Source organism: Mesorhizobium sp. M0663 (assembly GCF_040320585.1).
Taxonomy (GTDB): domain Bacteria; phylum Pseudomonadota; class Alphaproteobacteria; order Rhizobiales; family Rhizobiaceae; genus Mesorhizobium.
In genome coordinates, this window is sequence record NZ_JAMYPX010000005.1 from 271,457 (window position 1) to 288,414 (window position 16,958).

Annotated in this window: 16 protein-coding genes; 2 read left to right on the forward strand and 14 right to left on the reverse strand. The window is 63.9% G+C overall.

All coding sequences use genetic code 11. The features are described 5' to 3' along the window. Positions 1-2: 2 nt before the first annotated feature. From NKI54_RS13580 to NKI54_RS13595, 4 genes are all read right to left on the reverse strand, one after another. Positions 3-905 carry a branched-chain amino acid ABC transporter permease gene (locus NKI54_RS13580; RefSeq protein WP_023678052.1) on the reverse strand — a complete coding sequence of 301 codons (903 nt, stop codon included), beginning with the start codon at positions 903-905 and terminating at the stop codon, positions 3-5. Positions 906-1,238: 333 nt separating this feature from the next. Further along, positions 1,239-2,240, reverse strand: coding sequence for a 4-hydroxyproline epimerase (locus NKI54_RS13585; protein ID WP_352634258.1), 1,002 nt, complete (start codon positions 2,238-2,240; stop codon positions 1,239-1,241). Between the two features lie 28 nt (positions 2,241-2,268). Next, positions 2,269-3,519, reverse strand: coding sequence for an NAD(P)/FAD-dependent oxidoreductase (locus NKI54_RS13590; RefSeq protein ID WP_352569560.1), 1,251 nt, complete (start codon positions 3,517-3,519; stop codon positions 2,269-2,271). Positions 3,520-3,567: 48 nt separating this feature from the next. Continuing rightward, complete coding sequence (locus tag NKI54_RS13595; protein WP_352634260.1) at positions 3,568-4,461, reverse strand: dihydrodipicolinate synthase family protein; 894 nt, start codon at positions 4,459-4,461, stop codon at positions 3,568-3,570. Positions 4,462-4,627: 166 nt separating this feature from the next. Here NKI54_RS13595 and NKI54_RS13600 point away from each other — a divergent pair, with 166 nt between their 5' ends. Next, positions 4,628-5,218, forward strand: coding sequence for a GntR family transcriptional regulator (locus NKI54_RS13600; RefSeq protein ID WP_502895519.1), 591 nt, complete (start codon positions 4,628-4,630; stop codon positions 5,216-5,218). 13 nt (positions 5,219-5,231) lie between these two features. On the opposite strand, the gene NKI54_RS13605 is transcribed toward NKI54_RS13600, so the two are convergent. From NKI54_RS13605 to NKI54_RS13615, 3 genes are all read right to left on the reverse strand, one after another. Beyond that, the gene (locus NKI54_RS13605) at positions 5,232-5,546 is read right to left on the reverse strand and encodes a hypothetical protein (protein WP_352569558.1); all 315 of its coding nucleotides are present in this window, start codon (positions 5,544-5,546) and stop codon (positions 5,232-5,234) included. 303 nt (positions 5,547-5,849) lie between these two features. Next, positions 5,850-6,146 (reverse strand): hypothetical protein, encoded by a 297-nt coding sequence (locus NKI54_RS13610; RefSeq protein WP_023678058.1) that lies wholly within the window; start codon positions 6,144-6,146, stop codon positions 5,850-5,852. A 190-nt stretch (positions 6,147-6,336) separates the two neighbouring features. Then, the gene (locus NKI54_RS13615; RefSeq protein WP_352471248.1) at positions 6,337-7,833 is read right to left on the reverse strand and encodes a CoA-acylating methylmalonate-semialdehyde dehydrogenase; all 1,497 of its coding nucleotides are present in this window, start codon (positions 7,831-7,833) and stop codon (positions 6,337-6,339) included. Positions 7,834-8,211: 378 nt separating this feature from the next. Here NKI54_RS13615 and NKI54_RS13620 point away from each other — a divergent pair, with 378 nt between their 5' ends. After that, positions 8,212-9,093, forward strand: coding sequence for a LysR family transcriptional regulator (locus NKI54_RS13620; protein ID WP_352634331.1), 882 nt, complete (start codon positions 8,212-8,214; stop codon positions 9,091-9,093). 37 nt (positions 9,094-9,130) lie between these two features. On the opposite strand, the gene NKI54_RS13625 is transcribed toward NKI54_RS13620, so the two are convergent. The 7 genes from NKI54_RS13625 to rlmH all read right to left on the reverse strand — a co-directional run bounded on the left by NKI54_RS13625 (position 9,131) and on the right by rlmH (position 16,933). Then, positions 9,131-10,387 carry a D-amino acid dehydrogenase gene (locus tag NKI54_RS13625; RefSeq protein ID WP_023678061.1) on the reverse strand — a complete coding sequence of 419 codons (1,257 nt, stop codon included), beginning with the start codon at positions 10,385-10,387 and terminating at the stop codon, positions 9,131-9,133. A 138-nt stretch (positions 10,388-10,525) separates the two neighbouring features. Then, on the reverse strand, positions 10,526-11,677 hold the full coding sequence (gene alr, locus NKI54_RS13630) for an alanine racemase (RefSeq protein ID WP_352454935.1): 1,152 nt from the start codon (positions 11,675-11,677) through the stop codon (positions 10,526-10,528). 29 nt (positions 11,678-11,706) lie between these two features. Further along, positions 11,707-12,222, reverse strand: coding sequence for an RNA pyrophosphohydrolase (locus NKI54_RS13635; RefSeq protein ID WP_502898221.1), 516 nt, complete (start codon positions 12,220-12,222; stop codon positions 11,707-11,709). 7 nt (positions 12,223-12,229) lie between these two features. Continuing rightward, positions 12,230-13,426 (reverse strand): divergent polysaccharide deacetylase family protein, encoded by a 1,197-nt coding sequence (locus NKI54_RS13640; RefSeq protein ID WP_352634265.1) that lies wholly within the window; start codon positions 13,424-13,426, stop codon positions 12,230-12,232. Between the two features lie 203 nt (positions 13,427-13,629). Beyond that, on the reverse strand, positions 13,630-14,955 hold the full coding sequence (locus NKI54_RS13645; protein WP_023678065.1) for a S41 family peptidase: 1,326 nt from the start codon (positions 14,953-14,955) through the stop codon (positions 13,630-13,632). Next, on the reverse strand, positions 14,956-16,299 hold the full coding sequence (locus tag NKI54_RS13650; RefSeq protein ID WP_352691712.1) for a murein hydrolase activator EnvC family protein: 1,344 nt from the start codon (positions 16,297-16,299) through the stop codon (positions 14,956-14,958). Positions 16,300-16,450: 151 nt separating this feature from the next. Beyond that, positions 16,451-16,933 carry a 23S rRNA (pseudouridine(1915)-N(3))-methyltransferase RlmH gene (gene rlmH / locus NKI54_RS13655; protein ID WP_023678067.1) on the reverse strand — a complete coding sequence of 161 codons (483 nt, stop codon included), beginning with the start codon at positions 16,931-16,933 and terminating at the stop codon, positions 16,451-16,453. Between the last annotated feature and the right edge of the window lie 25 nt (positions 16,934-16,958).

Genomic DNA, 16,958 nt, shown 5'->3' on the forward strand with positions numbered 1-16,958 from the left:
TCTCAGACCTTTTCGACTTCTGGCCGGCCGAGAATGCCGGAAGGGAGGAAGATCAGTACGATCGCCAGGATCGAGAACGCCGCGACATCCTTGTAGTCGATCGAGAAATAAGCCGACCACATGCTCTCGATGAAGCCGATCATCAGCCCGCCGAGCACGGCGCCGGGCAGTGAGCCGATGCCGCCGAGCACCGCGGCAGTAAATGCCTTCACACCGGGCGTAAAGCCGTCGGAAAACACCACCACACCGTAGTACATCAGGAACAACGTGCCGGCGACGGCGGCAAGGGCGGCGCCCATGATGAAGGTGATCGAGATGGTGCGGTCGACGTCGATGCCAAGCAGTGCGGCCATCTTGCGGTCCTGCTCGCAGGCGCGCTGCGCCCGGCCGAGCGAGGTCTTGTTGACCAGGTACCAGAACAGCGCCAGCAGGACTATGGTGACCAGGACGATGATGATCTGCTTCAGCGAGACGCTGATGCCTTCGATGTTGTAGACCTTGGACACCATTGGCGGGACCGGCTTGTTGCGCGGCCCTTGGGTCACCTGGACGAAATTGGACAGCGCAATCGACATGCCAATCGCGGTGATCAGCGGCGCCAGCCGGAATGAACCGCGCAAAGGCCGGTAGGCCACCTTCTCGATCGTCCAATTATACAGGCTGGTCAGCAGCATTGCGACGATCATCATGATCAGCAGCGCAACGACGATCGGCAGCGAATAGAACAACGCACCGAGGATAAGGAAAACGATGAGCGCGGTGAAAGCGCCGATCATGAAAATGTCGCCATGGGCGAAATTGATCATGCCGATGATGCCGTAGACCATCGTATAGCCGATCGCGATCAGCCCATAGATCGATCCCAGCGTCAGCCCATTGATAAGCTGCTGGACAAAATACTGCATGCTGTCGTGGCTCCCCTGGAATGTCGCCCATGCAGACGCATTCCTTTTCGTATTTCCCCTAGTCGTAAAGTTTCGAGCCCGGATTGCAACGTGATTTTTCGATCATTATGCGTGTTTTCGCCGCACGCCGTTCGATTGCCCGTTTTGTTCCCGTCCGCCCCCTGGACCATCGCGGACCCTACCATTGGCCTAACGCAATGTCTTTGACGATTCAATCGCAGCATGCGCTCCATTTCGAAGAAATCGCCGTCAAAATAAGTTGATGAGCGGGATCGTTGCGCCGTTGACGTCAATCCGCTTGCGCTCTCTCTTTCCCTTGCGTCAGTGTTTTTTCTATTTGACGACGAAGCCGTGCGCGAACGGGTCGCGGTCGTAGATGAAGATCGTGTTCAATCCGGTCATTCGTGCCCAGCCGCCGATCGACGGAATGATTGCCGGCTTGCCGGCGACGGTGACCTCTTCCTCGACCCTGCCCTTGAACAGCGAACCAATGATCGATTCGTGGACGAAGTCGTCGCCGACCCCAAGCTTGCCCTTGGCGTGAAGCTGCGCCATACGCGCCGAGGTGCCGGTGCCGCAGGGCGACCGGTCGATTGCCTTGTCGCCGTAGAAGACGGCGTTGCGGGCATCGGCTTGCGGGTTGGTCGGCGCGCCGGTCCACAATATGTGCGACAGCGTATTGATGCCGGGATTCTCCGGATGCACGAAGGTATATTTTTCGTTGAGCCGCTGCCGCACCACCGGGCTCCAGGCGATCAGTTCGCCGGCCGAATGGTCGGCCATGTCGCGATAGGTCTTTTGCGGTTCGACGATGGCGTAGAAATTGCCGCCATAGGCGACATCGACGCTGATCTCGCCGAGCCCGGGGCATTCGACCGTCAGTGCCTCGGCATAGAGGAAGGAAGGCACATTGGTGATGCGCACCTCCTCGACATAGTCGCCGACTTGGCTGTACTCCGCTACGACCACGCCCGCCGGCGTATCCAGCCTGAGCACGCCCGGTGTCTTCGGCTTGATCAGCCCATGCTCGACGGCAAAAGTTACCGTGCCGATGGTGCCGTGGCCGCACATCGGCAAGCAGCCCGAGGTTTCGATGAACAGGATGGCGATGTCGCAATCTTCACGCGTCGGCGGATAGAGGATCGAGCCGGACATCACGTCATGGCCGCGCGGCTCGAACATCAGCCCGGTGCGGATCCAGTCATATTCGGCCAGGAAATGCGCTCGCCGCTCCATCATCGTTGAGCCCTTGAGCAAAGGCCCACCGCCGGCGACCAGCCGCACCGGATTGCCGCAGGTGTGGCCGTCTATGCAGAAGAAGGAATTCTTGGCCATGCCGGCTCCCAACTGAATGTCTTCGAACTCAAAACCGTTGCGGGCTGAACGGGCCGAGATCGAGCGATGGATTCTGCCCGAGAACGAGCTCGCGGATCAAGCGCCCGGTCGCCGCAGCCTGGGTCAGGCCGAGGTGACCGTGGCCGAAACCATACACCACCGACGGCGTTTGTTGCGACCGCCCGATCACCGGCAGCGAATCCGGCAGCGACGGCCGGAACCCCATCCATTCGCGTCCATTGGCCGGATCCAGTCCCGGCAGGAATTTCTGCGCCTTTTCGAGCAGCGCTTTCGAGCGCGCATAATTGGGCGGCCGCTCAAGGCCGCCGAGTTCGACCGCGCCGCCGACGCGCAGGCCCGTCTCGAGCGGCGTGATGACGAAGCCATGCCCGGAGAAGATCAATTGCCGCCTTACATCGAAGGCAGTCTTCGGCAACGTCGTGTTGTAGCCACGCTCGGTCTCCAGCGGGATTCCGTCGCCGAGATGTCTCGCCAGCAGATGCGACCAGGCCCCGGCAGCGATGACGACGTGCTTCGCCCGTCGCCGCGTGCCGTCGGCCGTGGTCAAGATCGCGCCGTCCTGTCCCGCCTTGACACGCTCGATCCGGGCCCTTTCGAACCCGGCGCCCAACCTCTCGGCATAGGCCCACAAGGCCTTTCCAAGCAGCTTGGGATCGGCAACGGTTTTCCACCCCGGCACGAACGTTCCCTTGACGAAGCGCGGCGACAGACCGGGCTGCAGGGCTGTGAGAGCGCTCCCCTCGACATGGCTGAAGCCGATGCCGAAGCGCTGCCTTGCCGCCCAGCCGGTCAGCGAGGCCTTGAACTCGGCCTCGCTGTCGTAGAGTTCGAGCGAGCCGTCCTCATGCAGCATCGGCCGTGTGCCGGAACGGTCGAGCAAGCCCATCCATTCCGCCTCGGCGAGCTTCATCATCCCGGCCTGCGCGGCAAGGCCGGCTTCATAGCGGTCGCTTCGGCCGGCGCGCCAGAAGCGGACCAGCCAGGGCAGCAGCTTCGGCAGATACGCGGGTGGGATGCTGAGCGGGCCGAGCGGGTCGGCGAGCCATTTCGGCAACTGCTTGATCATGCCCTTGTGGGCGAGTGGCAGCACATCGGAGAAGGCAAAGGCAGCGGCATTGCCGGAGCTGGTTTCCTCACAGATCCCCGTCCGATCGAAGATCGTGACATTTTGGCCCGCCTCTGCCAGAAAGGCGGCGGCGCAGATGCCGATGATGCCGCCACCAATGATGGCGACATCGAGCGTAGCATTATCATTCATTGCCATGCGCCGCGCTGCACATCTGCAAATGCCTTCAAAGCGACTGGATCAGAATGTCGGCAGCTCTGGCCGCACCGCCAGCGCATCCCTGACGATCTTTTCGACTGCCTTGCGCCGCTCGCCCGACAATGGCTGGCGCGGCATGCGCACGCGGTCGTTGGTGTTGATCGCCAACACTTCGGCGAGCTTGATGTTCTGCACCAGATAGGTCGAGACGTCGAGGTCGAGCAGCGGCCGGAACCAGCGGTAGATCTTCAGCGCCTCCTCGCGACGGCCCTGTCTCATCAGCTGGTAGATGGCGACCGTCTCGCGCGGGAACGCGGTGACCAGGCCCGCCACCCAGCCGATGGCGCCGACCGACAGCGCCTCGAAGGCGAGATTGTCTACGCCGGTGAACAGGTCGTAGCGGTCGCCGAGGCGGTTGATGATCTCGGTCGAGCGGCGGATGTCGTCGGAGGACTCTTTTATGGCGACGAAGCGTTGGTCCTTCGCCAACTCCTCCATCTGGTCGACGGTGACGTCGACGCGGTAGGCAAGCCGGTTGGAGTAGATCATCACCGGCAGGTCGCCGGCCGCGGCGACGGCGCTGAGTGCCGCGACCGTCTCTTCGGCATTGGTATGGTAGATCGGACTCGGCACCACCATCAAACCGTTGGCGCCCGCCTTGGCGGCGCGGCGCGCGATCGCCGCCGCCTCGCGTGTACCGGCCTCGTTGACCGTCAACAGCACCGGTTTCTTGCCGGCGATCTTCTGCGCGTTCTTCAGCACCGCGATCTTCTCGTCGTGCGACAGCATCGGGCCTTCGCCGAGCGACCCGCAGACGATGATGCCGTCACAGCCGGCCTCCATCTGCAGCGCAAAGCAGCGCTCCATCTCGGCATGGTCGAGGCCGTCCTCCTCGGTGAATTTGGTCGTAACGGCGGGGAAGACTCCGGCCCACATGTCGATCGCTCCATCTGATATATCAGTCGTATATTTCTTAAGAAGCCGGCTGTCAACATTGAATCTGATATGATATATCAACAATATATCAGGAGAAGCCGCATTGGTATATGACAGACCGGGCTCCGAGCCGGCGACCGCGAAGGCCTACCGCAGGCTCGAGCACATGATCGTAACTCTCGAACTGGCGCCGGCGAGCTTCATCACCGAGGGGGCGCTGATCGACAGGCTCGGCCTCGGCCGCACCCCGGTTCGCGAAGCAATCCAGCGGCTGGCCTGGGAGGGGCTGCTCGAGGTCCGGCCGCGCGCCGGCATCGCCATCGCGCCGCTCCACCCCGGCGACTGGCTGCGTGTCCTCGACGCCCGCCGTGGCGTCGAGGTGGTGCTTGCCCGCTCGGCCGCCCGCTTCGTTACCCGCGAGGCCGCCGACCTGTTCCATGACGCTGCCCTTGCCATGCAAAAGGCAGTGATTTCGGAAAATGTGTTCTACTTCATCCAGGCCGACAAGGCGCTCGACGAGGCGCTGGCGCTGGCTGCCGACAACCCGTTCGCCGCGCGCCTGGCGGCACCCTTGCAAACCCACAGCCGTCGCTTCTGGTTCCGCTACAAGGCCGATACCGGATTGGCCGAATCGGCCGAGCATCATGTCGCGCTGATCCGTTCGATCCTCGCCGGCGACGAAGAGGCCGCGGCCAAGGACGCCAAGCGGCTGATGGCGCTTTTGCGCGGCCATGCCGAGGCGGCTGCTACGCGCTGAGCCTGCCATTTCGTCATGCGCCCTGGCCGGGCAGGGCCATCACGTTTTCCCAATTGTCGCCGGCCGCGACGATGCAGCTTCTGCCAGCGATATCGGTGACGACGATGGTCCAGGTTCCGGTCTCGGCGACAAAGACTTCCATGACCGCCTCATGACCGATCAGCCCCAAAGCAAACTGCCTTTCCTGGAACTTCTCGCTCAAATGGGCGACGATCTCGCCATGTTCAACGCAGTATTGATATTGCGCGCCTGCGGTGTTCGTACCCACCGCCAATGCGCCAGCAAAAACCAGGGTTTTCACCCATCTCAACAGCGATTTGCGTGCCATAGGGCACCTCCTTTGCCATCACGTTCCGGCAAAGGAGGGGTTTGATTGCCTCATTTTGCCGGAGCGATCCAGGCCGGTTCCGACGTCATCATCATCGCGTCGTTCCTTTCTGTGTTCCGGTCTGCCATTGGTGGGAACGATTCCAGATGTTCCCATTATGTTCTCGATATATGGTATCGGCAATGGAAAAGCGCAAGCAGGCGCCCAAGCGGGCGCCTGCAGATCCGTTTTACGGTTGTCGCCGAAAGAATGGGCCACAGGCCGCGCGGCCATGCCGAGGCGCGCAGACCCGTGATAAATCGTTCAGATGCCTGGCAGCGCCGCTGTCGTCATCGCGCTTTCCCAGCCTTCGCCGACTGAAATCACGCAGCTTTGACCTTTTGTGTCGCTGGCGAGGATGGTCCAGGTGCCCTTGTCGGAAACGAAGACTTCAAGCACCACATTCGGATTGACGACGCCGACCGCGCTCGGGTTTTCATGAAACTTCTCGCCGAGCGCCTTGACCATATCGGCGCGAGCCGCGCATTGCTCGGCAGCCATTGCCGGGACGGCGGAAAGGGCCATCGCAGCGCAAGCTATAGTCGCCATGAGACGTGTCATCTGACACCTCCTTTGCGCCGGACATTTCCCCCGGAGCCGTCACCAGCGCCGTTGGTTGATCTGCCAGCGTCTCCTTCGCGGCAGGACTGCAACCTAAGAAGATTGCTGCCTTCTTGGTTCCATCACATTAACGTTCAAACGAAAAGGCCCGGGTCCGAGCCCAGGCCTCGTTCAGTGTTTGCGATCTGGATCAGTTCATCGTCGGGATGACGAACTCGGCACCGTCCTTCACACCGGACGGCCAGCGCGACGTCACCGTCTTGGTCTTGGTGTAGAAGCGGAACGCGTCCGGCCCGTGCTGGTTGAGGTCGCCGAAGGAGGACGCCTTCCAGCCGCCGAAGGTGTAGTAGGCGATCGGCACCGGGATCGGCACGTTGATGCCGACCATGCCGACCTGAACCCGCGAGGCGAAGTCGCGCGCCGCGTCGCCGTCGCGGGTGAAGATGGCGACGCCATTGCCCATCTCGTGCTCGTTGGCGAGCTTGATGGCGTTCTCGTAGGTCGGTGCGCGAACGACCGAGAGCACCGGCCCGAAGATCTCTTCCTTGTAGATGCGCATGTCGGCGGTCACATTGTCGAACAGGCAGCCGCCCATATAGTAGCCGTTCTCGTAGCCCTGCATGGAAAAGCCGCGGCCGTCGACGACCAGCTTGGCGCCTTCCTTGACGCCGGTGTCGACATAGGACTTGACCCGCTCCAGCGCCTGCGCCGTGACCAGCGGGCCGAAATCGGCGGAAGAATCCGTCGACGGACCGACCTTCAGGCTCTCGACGCGCGGCACCAGTCTTTCCATCAGCCGGTTGGCGGTGTCGTTGCCGACCGGGACGGCCACCGAGATCGCCATGCAGCGCTCGCCGGCCGAGCCGTAGCCGGCGCCGATCAGCGCGTCGACGGTCTGGTCCATGTCGGCATCCGGCATGATGATCATGTGATTCTTGGCGCCGCCGAAGCACTGCACGCGCTTGCCGGCCGCGCAGCCGCGCGAATAGATGTACTGGGCGATCGGTGTCGAGCCTACGAAACCGATGGCCTTGATGTCGGGATCGTCGAGGATGGCGTCGACCACTTCCTTGTCGCCGTTGACGACATTGAGGATGCCCGCCGGCAGACCGGCCTCGATGAACAGTTCGGCAATGCGCATCGGCACGCCCGGGTCGCGTTCGGACGGCTTGAGAATGAAGGCATTGCCGCAGGCGATGGCCGGCGCGATCTTCCACAACGGGATCATCGCCGGAAAATTGAACGGCGTGATGCCGGCGACGACGCCGAGCGGCTGGCGCATCGAATAGACGTCGATGCCGGGGCCGGCGCCATCGGTGAACTCGCCCTTCATCATATGCGGCGCACCGATGCAGACCTCGACCACTTCGAGGCCGCGCTGGATGTCGCCCTTGGCGTCGGCGATGGTCTTGCCGTGTTCGCGCGCCAATATCTCGGCCAGCGCGTCATACTCCTTGGCGACCAGCTCGAGGAACCGCATCAGGACGCGTACGCGTCGCTGCGGATTGGTCGCCGCCCAGCCGGGCTGTGCGGCCTTGGCGTTTTCGACCGCCGCGCGCAATTCCGCCTGCGAAGCCAGCGCCACCGTGCCGCGCACCGTGCCGTCCATCGGCTGCATGACGTCCTGCTTGCGGCCGCTGGTTCCGGCGACGCGCTTGCCGCCGATGAAATGACCGTATTCGATCATGGTCTCTCTCCCTGGTTCGTGATGAGGCATTGTCCGCCTTTGCGGGAGCGATGGCAACGCGAGCGAAAACGCAACCGTTGTGCGGAGAATAGATAGCGATTGACGGCAGAGCATCAATTCTCGCAAATAGGAAGAATGCAGGTCCCCAGCAGCAAGGATTGAGATTGAGTTCCTTCACCGCCCCCCTCTGTCCTGCCGGACATCTCCCCCTCAAGGAGGGAGATTGGCTGTCACGCCCGCCTTCGGAAATCTTCACTGCGGCAAGAAAGACGCCTGCGGCGGAACTGCCAATCTCCCCCCTTGAGGGGGAGATGTCCGGCAGGACAGAGGGGGGCGCGAAGGAACGCGGTTTTGATCGTTATCGCCAAGACCACCCTCATGAACTGGGATGATGCCCGTATCTTCCTTGCCGTAGCGCGGGCCGGCCAGATCCTCGGCGCCGCCAGGCGGCTGGAGCTTAATCACGCGACCGTCTCGCGCCGCATTGCCGCCCTCGAGGATGCGCTCAGGACAAAACTGTTTCGCCGGCTTACCACCGGCAGCGAGCTGACGCCGGCGGGCGGGCGTTTCCTCGAGATTGCCGAACGCATGGAGGGCGACATGATCGCCGCGCGCTCGACCGTTTCAGGCGAAGGCGACGACGTCTCGGGCACCGTGCGCATCGGCGCGCCGGACGGCTTTGGCGTCGCCTTCCTGGCCAGGCGCCTCGGCGCGCTGACCGCTCTGCACCGTGAGCTCACCATCCAGCTGGTGCCGGTGCCACGCTCCTTCTCTTTGTCCCGGCGCGAGGCCGACATTGCCATCACCGTCGAACGGCCGACGGAAGGCCGCCTGGTGGCGGGAAAGCTGGTCGACTACACGCTCGGCCTGTTCGCGTCGCGGGCCTACGCCGACACCCATGGCCTGCCCGGAACCGCCGCCGAGCTAGGCCAGCATACGCTGATCGGCTACGTGCCGGACCTGATCGTCAGTCGCTCGCTCGACTACGCGGCCGAATTCAGCCCCGACTGGCGCACCAGCTTCGCTATTTCCTCCGCGCTCGGCCAGGCCGAAGCAGTGCGTTCCGGCGCCGGCATCGGCATCCTGCACACCTTCGTTGCCCGCTCGATGCCGGAGCTGGTGCCTCTCGATATCGTCGCACCCATACGCCGCGCCTACTGGCTGGTCTATCATGAATCGGTCAGGCCGCTGCGCCGCGTCCAGGTCGTCGCGAGCTTCATTACCAAGGCCGTCGAACGGGACAGGGGTTTGTTTGCGTGAGCCTGCCGGCCGCTGGCTGTCTTAGCTGGTGGGCGTCTTACTTGGCGTATCGTCCGGGCCCGAGATCGCCGACGTCGATGTCCGGCACCCGGCTGGAGATGATGTCGGCCAGAACTTTGGCCGAGCCGCAGGCCATGGTCCAGCCGAGTGTGCCATGGCCGGTGTTGAGATAGAGATTGGAGAAATCGGTGCGGCCGATCAGCGGCGGCCCGTCGGGTGTCATCGGCCGCAGCCCGCACCAGAAGGTCGCCGATCGCATGTCGCCGCTGCCCGGAAACAGGTCGCCGACCGAATGTTCGAGCGTGCGCCGCCGCGATTCGTGCAGCCGCAGGTCGAAGCCGGAAATCTCCGCCGTGCCGCCGACCCGGATACGGTCGCCGAGCCGGGTGATCGCTACTTTGTAGCTCTCGTCCATCACGGTCGAGACCGGTGCGGCGGCGGCGTCCTTGATCGGCAGGGTGATCGAATAGCCCTTGACCGGGTAGACCGGGATGGGCCGCTTCAGCATGCGCATGAACCGTGCCGAATAGCTGCCCATCGCCATCACATAGGCATCAGCGACCATCCAGCCCTTGCTGGTGCTGACGTTGGTGATGCGATCGCGCTTCTTGACGACGCGCCGTATCTCCGTGTCGTATTCGAAGGTGACGCCGCGTGCCGCGCAAAGCTCGGCAAGCCTGTCGGTGAACATCTTGCAGTCGCCGGTTTCGTCGCCGGGCAACCGCAGGCCACCGACGAATTTTTCGCGCACGCCGGCCAGCCCAGGCTCGGCCGCAATGCAGCCGTCGGGGTCGAGGACCTCGTAGGGGACGCCATAGGCCTTCAGCACCTCGACATCGCCGCCGACGCCGTCGAGCTGCTTTTGCGTTCGGAAGAGCTGCAGCGTGCCCTTGGCGCGCTCGTCATAGGCGATGCCGGTCGCCTCGCGCAGCGCCTTCAGCGTGTCGCGGCTGTACTCGGCCAGCGGCACCATGCGCGCCTTGTTCAGCGCGTAGCGTTCAGCCGTGCAATTGCGCAGCATCTTGACCAGCCATATCCACATATGCGGATCGAGGGCCGGTCGCACCACCAGTGGACCGTGCTTCATCAAAAGCCATTTGATGGCCTTCAGCGGAACGCCGGGCCCGGCCCAGGGCGAGGCATAGCCGGGCGAGATCTCGCCGGCATTGGCAAAGCTGGTTTCCAGCGCCGGGCCTTTCTGGCGATCGATCACCGTCACCTGATGACCGGCCTCGGCAAGAAAATAGGCGGTTGTGACCCCGATCACGCCGCCGCCCAGCACGAAGATCTTCATCGTTTGGTTCTCCGCGGCGGCATCTCGTCGGGATTCGAGACCGGGATCATCGCCGCCTCATGTCTGCCGGATTCTGTGGCCTCAGCCAAGTGCCGATGCTTAGGGAAAAGACATGCGTGAGGACAACAACCTTGCGTCCTAGCCATTCACATAGCGCCGGTGGAAACGGTGGCCGAGACTGGTCAAGACCTCATAGCCGATGGTGCCGGCTTGGCCGGCTACCTGGTCCACCGTCTGCGACGACGGTCCGATGAGTTCGACGAGGTCGCCGGCCTTCAGCCTGCCGGGCGGCAATGCGGAAATGTCGAGGATGATCGAATCCATCGAAACCCGGCCGACGAAGGGCAGCCGCACATTTTCGAGCCAGGCGGAGGAAGCGGCGCGTCGATGCCAGCCATCGCCATAGCCGAGCGAAATCGTCGCCGCGGCAAGCGGAGCCTTGGCGTGGAAAGTGTGACCGTAGCCGACACCGGCGCCGGCCTCCAATATCCGCGTCTGGATGACCTTGGCTTGCAATCGCACCACCGGCAGCATCGGATTGTCCTTCGCCGGCGTCGGATTGACGCCATAGAGAGCGGCACCCGGACGAACGAGGTCGTAGTGATAGCGCTGCCCGAGAAAAATGCCTGATGAATTGGCAAGGGAAACCGGCGCTTCCGGCAGCATCCGGCGCAGCCGTTCGAATTCCAGCCGCTGCCGCTCGTTGGCCGGCTGCTCGGGTTCATCGGCGCAGGCGAGATGGCTCATCACGAACGTCAGTTCGACACCGTCGAAAGCCTGCGGATCCTGCGCGACTGCCTTCACCTCGGATGGCATCATGCCGAGCCGCGACATGCCGCTGTCGACCTGGAGGGCGGCCGGCAACTTACGGCCCACCCGCCCGGCCATCTCGCGCCATGCCGCGAGTTGGCTGGCGCTGTTGAGTACTGGGCAAAGCCCTGCCGCAACCGCTTCCGTTTCCGCACCCGGCGGAATGCCGTTCAGCACATAAATGGCCGGGTCTGAGCCGAGCGCCTTGCGCAGCAAGATGCCGCCGGCCAAATGCGCAACAAAGAAAGTATTACAGCCCTCACCCATCAGCGCCGCCGCCACCGGCGCCGCGCCAATCCCATAGCCGTCGGCCTTGACCACTCCAGCACAGCCGACGCCGCCCAGCCGCGCCTTCAGCCGCCGGTAGTTCTCACGGACGGCGCCGAGATCGATGGTCAGGATCGCCCCTGCCGCGGCTTCGCTGATCGGTTCGCCCAGGGTGACGGTCGGCGGAAGAGATTTGCTTGAGATGTCGTTCATGCCGACCTGTTTTAACGGAAGGCCGGCGGCTACGCCACCAGGTGCCGGAACGCCGCCACCACGTCTTCGTAGACCTTGCGCTTGAACGGCACGATCAGGCCCGGCAATTCCAGCATCGGCCGCCACGCCCACCGGTCGAACTCGGCCTTGTGGCCACCCGGCGGCGGATTGATCGCGATCTCGCTTTCGTCGCCGTGGAAACGGAAGGCAAACCATTTCTGCGTCTGGCCCCGATATCGTCCCTTGAAGGCGACGCCGACCAGATGCGCCGGCAGGTCGTATTTGATCCAGTGCGGCGCCTCGGCCAGCAGCGACACCGAGCGCATGCCGGTCTCTTCGTAAAGTTCACGCGCCGCCGCGGGCAGCGGCTCCTCGCCATCATCGATGCCGCCCTGCGGCATCTGCCAGAGCTGCGTCGTTCCAGCGAATTCGCTGTCCGGCTCGGCAATGCGACGGCCGACCCAGACCAGGCCGGCCTCATTGAGGACCATCACCCCTACGCAGGGCCGGTAGGGCAGCGTCTCGGGCTCAACGAGCTTGTTCATTGTCATCTCAGCCTTTTTCCGGATCTATGGCCACCGCCGAAACCGGCACGATCTCGATGCCACGCTTCTTGGCCTCGGTCACCCAGGAAGACACGGTATCCACCGTCAGGTCGAAAGCCGAGCCGATGCCGACGGCAAACCCTTTCGCCCGTGCCGTCGCTTCCAGCCCATCCAGTTTCTTCAATATGGCGCCGCGGTCCTGCACCGCATCGATCGCCGTATCGCCGCCGACGAACGGCACGCCGTCCTTCAGCGCCAGTTCGGGTGCCAGGCTGCGCGCCGACGAACCGTCGTCGACATAGGCCAGACCACGCTTGCCAAGCTCGGCCATCAACGGCCCCATCGCCGTCGCGTCGGCCGAAAAGCGGGCGCCCATATAGTTCATGACGCCGGTGTAGTTGGTCGTTCGCGACAGCGCCCAGCGTAAATTCTTCAAATTCTCGTCCGGCGTTGCAGCCACGGTCAGCGTGTTACGGCCGGGATTGACGTTCGGATAGTCGAACGGCTCAAGCGGTACCTGCATGATGACCTCATGGCCGCTCTGCCGCGCCACCTGCATCCAGCGGCCGATGCTGTTGCCTTGCGGCGCGAAGGCCAGCGTCACTTCCGCCGGCAGCTTGGCGATGGCTGCCTGCGTGCCGGTCTGCGACACGGCAAGCCCGCCGATGACGAGCGCGACGCGTGCACCGCGAGCCCCGGACCACGGCCGCGCATAGACATCGAACGGGCGCCTGCCGTCGGCGGCGCGGATCGGCAACGGACCGGTTTCGCTGGCCTCGACCAGCGCCTTGTCGGGAATATGCGCGATCCTGAGGTTCTGGCCGATCGTCGAAGGGTCGCGAATGACTATGGCCGCCTCGGGTGGAGCGTCGCCCCCCTCGGTCTGGACATGGATGATCTGCGGACCGTCCGTCTTCGGGCCGCTTATGTTGGTCCCGCTTGCGTTGCTTGGCGCAGCCATTTCGGGCGTCGCCTTGGCGGGCGCGGCGGCGGTATCCGCCGCCGGCGTCGTCGGCGTCGAAACGGCTACTTCTTGCAGCTTCCGGAACGGCTTGTCTCGCAAGGCGATGGCGCTGGAGACGCCGACCACGGACAGCACGACAAGCGCGGCCGCGACCGCACCGGCGCTGATCCCGCTGCCTGAGCGCGGCAGCCGGATCGCCTGTCCGAGAGGTCGTTCTATGTCCTTGCCGATATCAGCCAAGCCCGCACCCCCGGCGCGCATCCCCGAAGTGAAACCTTCTCCGGAGGCGCAAAATCCAAAATGTCGGCGCGTCCCCTTGCTTCACTGGACGCGCAGCATGCCGGCCGCGGCCCCCGAATCAAACTGCCGGAGCCTCGCGGCCCCGGCAGCATCGCATCGCTTCGCTCAGGCAGCCAGACCTGTTTGGCCCGGCTTGCCTGCCCTTACTGGTTCAACACGGCCTTTTGCGGATTCGGCGGGAACGCCGGATCCGTCTTCTGGCCGCGCAGCAGCTGCTCGGCATAGATGAGCTGCAAATCGTCCTTGGGTTCCGGCGGCACATAGGCTGCCGAACCCGAACCGGTCGTGCTTTCGTCGGCGCCCTTGATATGGCCCTTGAGGTCCGATTCGCCGCGCGTCAGGTCCCTGCCCTGCAGTTCCGCCGGCAGCGGCTGGTCGACCTTGATGTCGGGCGTGATGCCCTTGCCCTGGATCGACTTGCCGGACGGCGTGTAATAGAGCGCCGTCGTCAGCCGCAGCGCCCCGTTCTCGCCAAGCGGGATGATGGTCTGCACCGAACCCTTGCCGAAGGATTGCGTGCCGACCACCGTGGCGCGGCGCAGATCCTGCAGCGCGCCGGCGACGATTTCCGAGGCACTGGCCGAGCCGCCATTGACGAGCACGATCAGCGGCTTGCCGCCGATGTCGTCGCCGGCCCGCGCGTCGAAGCGGGTGACGTCCTTCGGGTCGCGGCCGCGCGTCGAGACGATCTCGCCACGGTCGAGGAAGGCATCCGACACGCTCACCGCCTGGTCGAGCAAACCGCCCGGATTGAGGCGCAGGTCGAGCACGTAGCCCTTGAGCTTGTCGTTCGGCACCTGCTTCTTGATGGTGTCGATGGCATTCTCGAGGTCGTCATAGGTTTTTTCGGTAAAGGAGGTGATCTTCATGTAGCCGATGTCGTTCTCGACCCGGAACTTGACCGCCTTGACCTTGATGATGTCGCGCACGACGGTCAGTTCGATCGGCTTGTCGGCGCCCTGGCGCAGGATGGTGAGCTTGATCGGCGTATTGACCAGCCCGCGCATCTTCTCGACGGCGTCGTTGAGCGTCAGGCCGCGGACCTCCTCGCCGTCGATCTTGGCGATATAGTCGCCGGCGAGCACGCCTGCCTTGGCGGCCGGCGTATCGTCGATCGGCGTGATCACCTTGACCAGGTCGTTCTCCATGGTGACCTCGATGCCGAGGCCGCCGAATTCGCCCTTGGTCTGCACGCGCATGTCCTGCGCTTCTTCGGCATTCATGTAGGAGGAGTGTGGGTCGAGCGACGACAGCATGCCGTTGATGGCATTTTCGACCAGCGACTTGTCGTCGGGCGGCGTCACATAATTCGCCCGTACCCGTTCGAAGATATCGCCAAAGATCGCCAGTTGCTTATAGGTCTCGGAGCCCGCAGCTTTCGCTGTCGAGCCGGGCGCGCCATAGACCAGGCTCATCGCCGATGCACCCATCAGCGCACCGGCAAACAGAAGCGACAGTTTCCGCATCATTCACGTCCTTCCAGAAAAACGGTCCGCCCACCATGGGGCCGGATCGACGGGTTTTCCATCCTTGCGGAACTCGACATAGAGCTCCGGCGTGGCATTTCCATTCTTCGATGCCGAGGTGCTCGCCACCCGGGCCTCTCCCATCGCGCCGACCGGCTCACCTGCGAGCACCGACTGGCCAGACGCGACGCTGATTCTGCTCATCCCCGCCAGGACGACATGATAGCCGTCACCCGCATTCAGGATCAAGAGTTGACCGTAAGAGCGGAAAGGCCCCGCATAAAGCACATTTCCATCCGCCGGCGCTGTGACGATGGCTCCCGATTGTGTCGCAACCATGTCACCGAGCATCACCGCGCCGTTACCGTCGTTGGCCCCGAAGCGCCGCTTGATCCTGCCGGTGACCGGCAGCGCGATCTGCCCTTGAAGCGCGGAAAACGGCGCGGCCGCGGTGAGCCTGTTGCTCTCCGGCACCGGCAGCGAGGCCAATTCCGTCGGCGCCGCAGCCGATGCCGGGCCCCTGTCGGCGTCGGCCGTCTTTTGCTCGGCTGCCTTGGCCGCATCCGCCGCCTTGCGGGCCCTGTCGGCCTCGAGCGATGTGATCAGCTCTTTCAGGCTGCCGGCCTTGGCCGCCAGTGTCGCGGAGCGCTGCTTTTCGGCGGCCAGCGCGGTTTGCGTATCGGCGGCGAGCTTCTGCTTGGCTTCGAGCAGCATGCCGAGCCGCTTTTTTTCCGCCGCCTGCTCGCCGACAGCTGCCGTCAGCCGCGCCCGCTCGGCCTCGATCGAGGCCGTCACCCGCGACTGCTCCTTGAGGTCGGCCAGCAACATGTCGGTCTGCTGGCGCAGTTCCGGCACCACGGCACCGAGCAGGATGGCGCTGCGTACCGACGACAATGCGTCCTCCGGCTTGACCAGGATCGCCGGCGGCGGATTGAGCCCCATGCGCTGCAGCGCGCCGAGCACTTCGGCCAGAACGTCGCGTCTGGCGGCCAGTGAGGCGCGGATCTTCTGCCCCTGCGCCTTCAGCCCTTCCAGCTTGCCGCCAATGTCCTCGATGTCCTGGCCGAGCTTCTGCTCGGTCATCGCCGACTGGATCAGCGCCGCGGTGATCGAGGCGTGGTCCTTCTTGACAGCCGCTATGTCGGCGGCGAGCTTGGCCAGCCGCTCGGACGACAGCGTGATCTCTTTCGATACTTTTTCGTATTCGGCGCGGCTCTGGTCCGGGTCGGGCGCCAGGTCGAGCGTGTTCTCGGCCCGCGCGACGCCGAGCGAAAGCGCGATCGTCGCCACGACGATGCCGTAGCGCACGCGCCAGGAGCCCGTTCGTGATTTCCAGTCTTCAGACATTGAAGCCCAACTCTATGCGCGGCTTCGTTAACGAACCATCAACCATGTTCGAGCCCCGGCCGTCATCGACAAACCCCATGAGCCCAAACTGTCGATGAGCATTGGGGCAAAAATCCGGGCGGCTGGCATCAATTCGCCGACGGAGCCGACTTCATGAACGATGGTAGGGGTGACCGGAAAGGATCGTGGCCGCCCGGTAAAGCTGCTCGCCCAGCATCACGCGGACCAGCTGATGCGGCCAGGTCAGCGCGCCGAGCGACACCGTCAGATCAGCCAGGTCGCGCAGTGACTGGTCATGGCCGTCGGCGCCGCCAATGGCGATCACCAGCGCCTTGCGCCCGCCATCGCGCAGCGAACCTATGCGACCGGCGAAATCCTCGGAGGAAAGGTTCTTGCCGCGCTCATCCAGCAGCATCAGCGCCGTGCCCGGTTGCAAGTGCGTCTGCAGTTTCTGGCCTTCCTCGCGCCGGCGCTCATTGGCCGTCTGCGCGCGACCTTCGGCAATCTCGACGATCCCGGCGAATTCGAGGCCCACGGCAGGACCGCTCCTGGCAAAACGCTCGAAATAGCGGTCGGCCAACTGCTTCTCGGGGCCGGCTTTCATTCGGCCCACGGCATGAACCGTAATCTTCATCCCTGCCTCGAAGAGCCGCTGATGC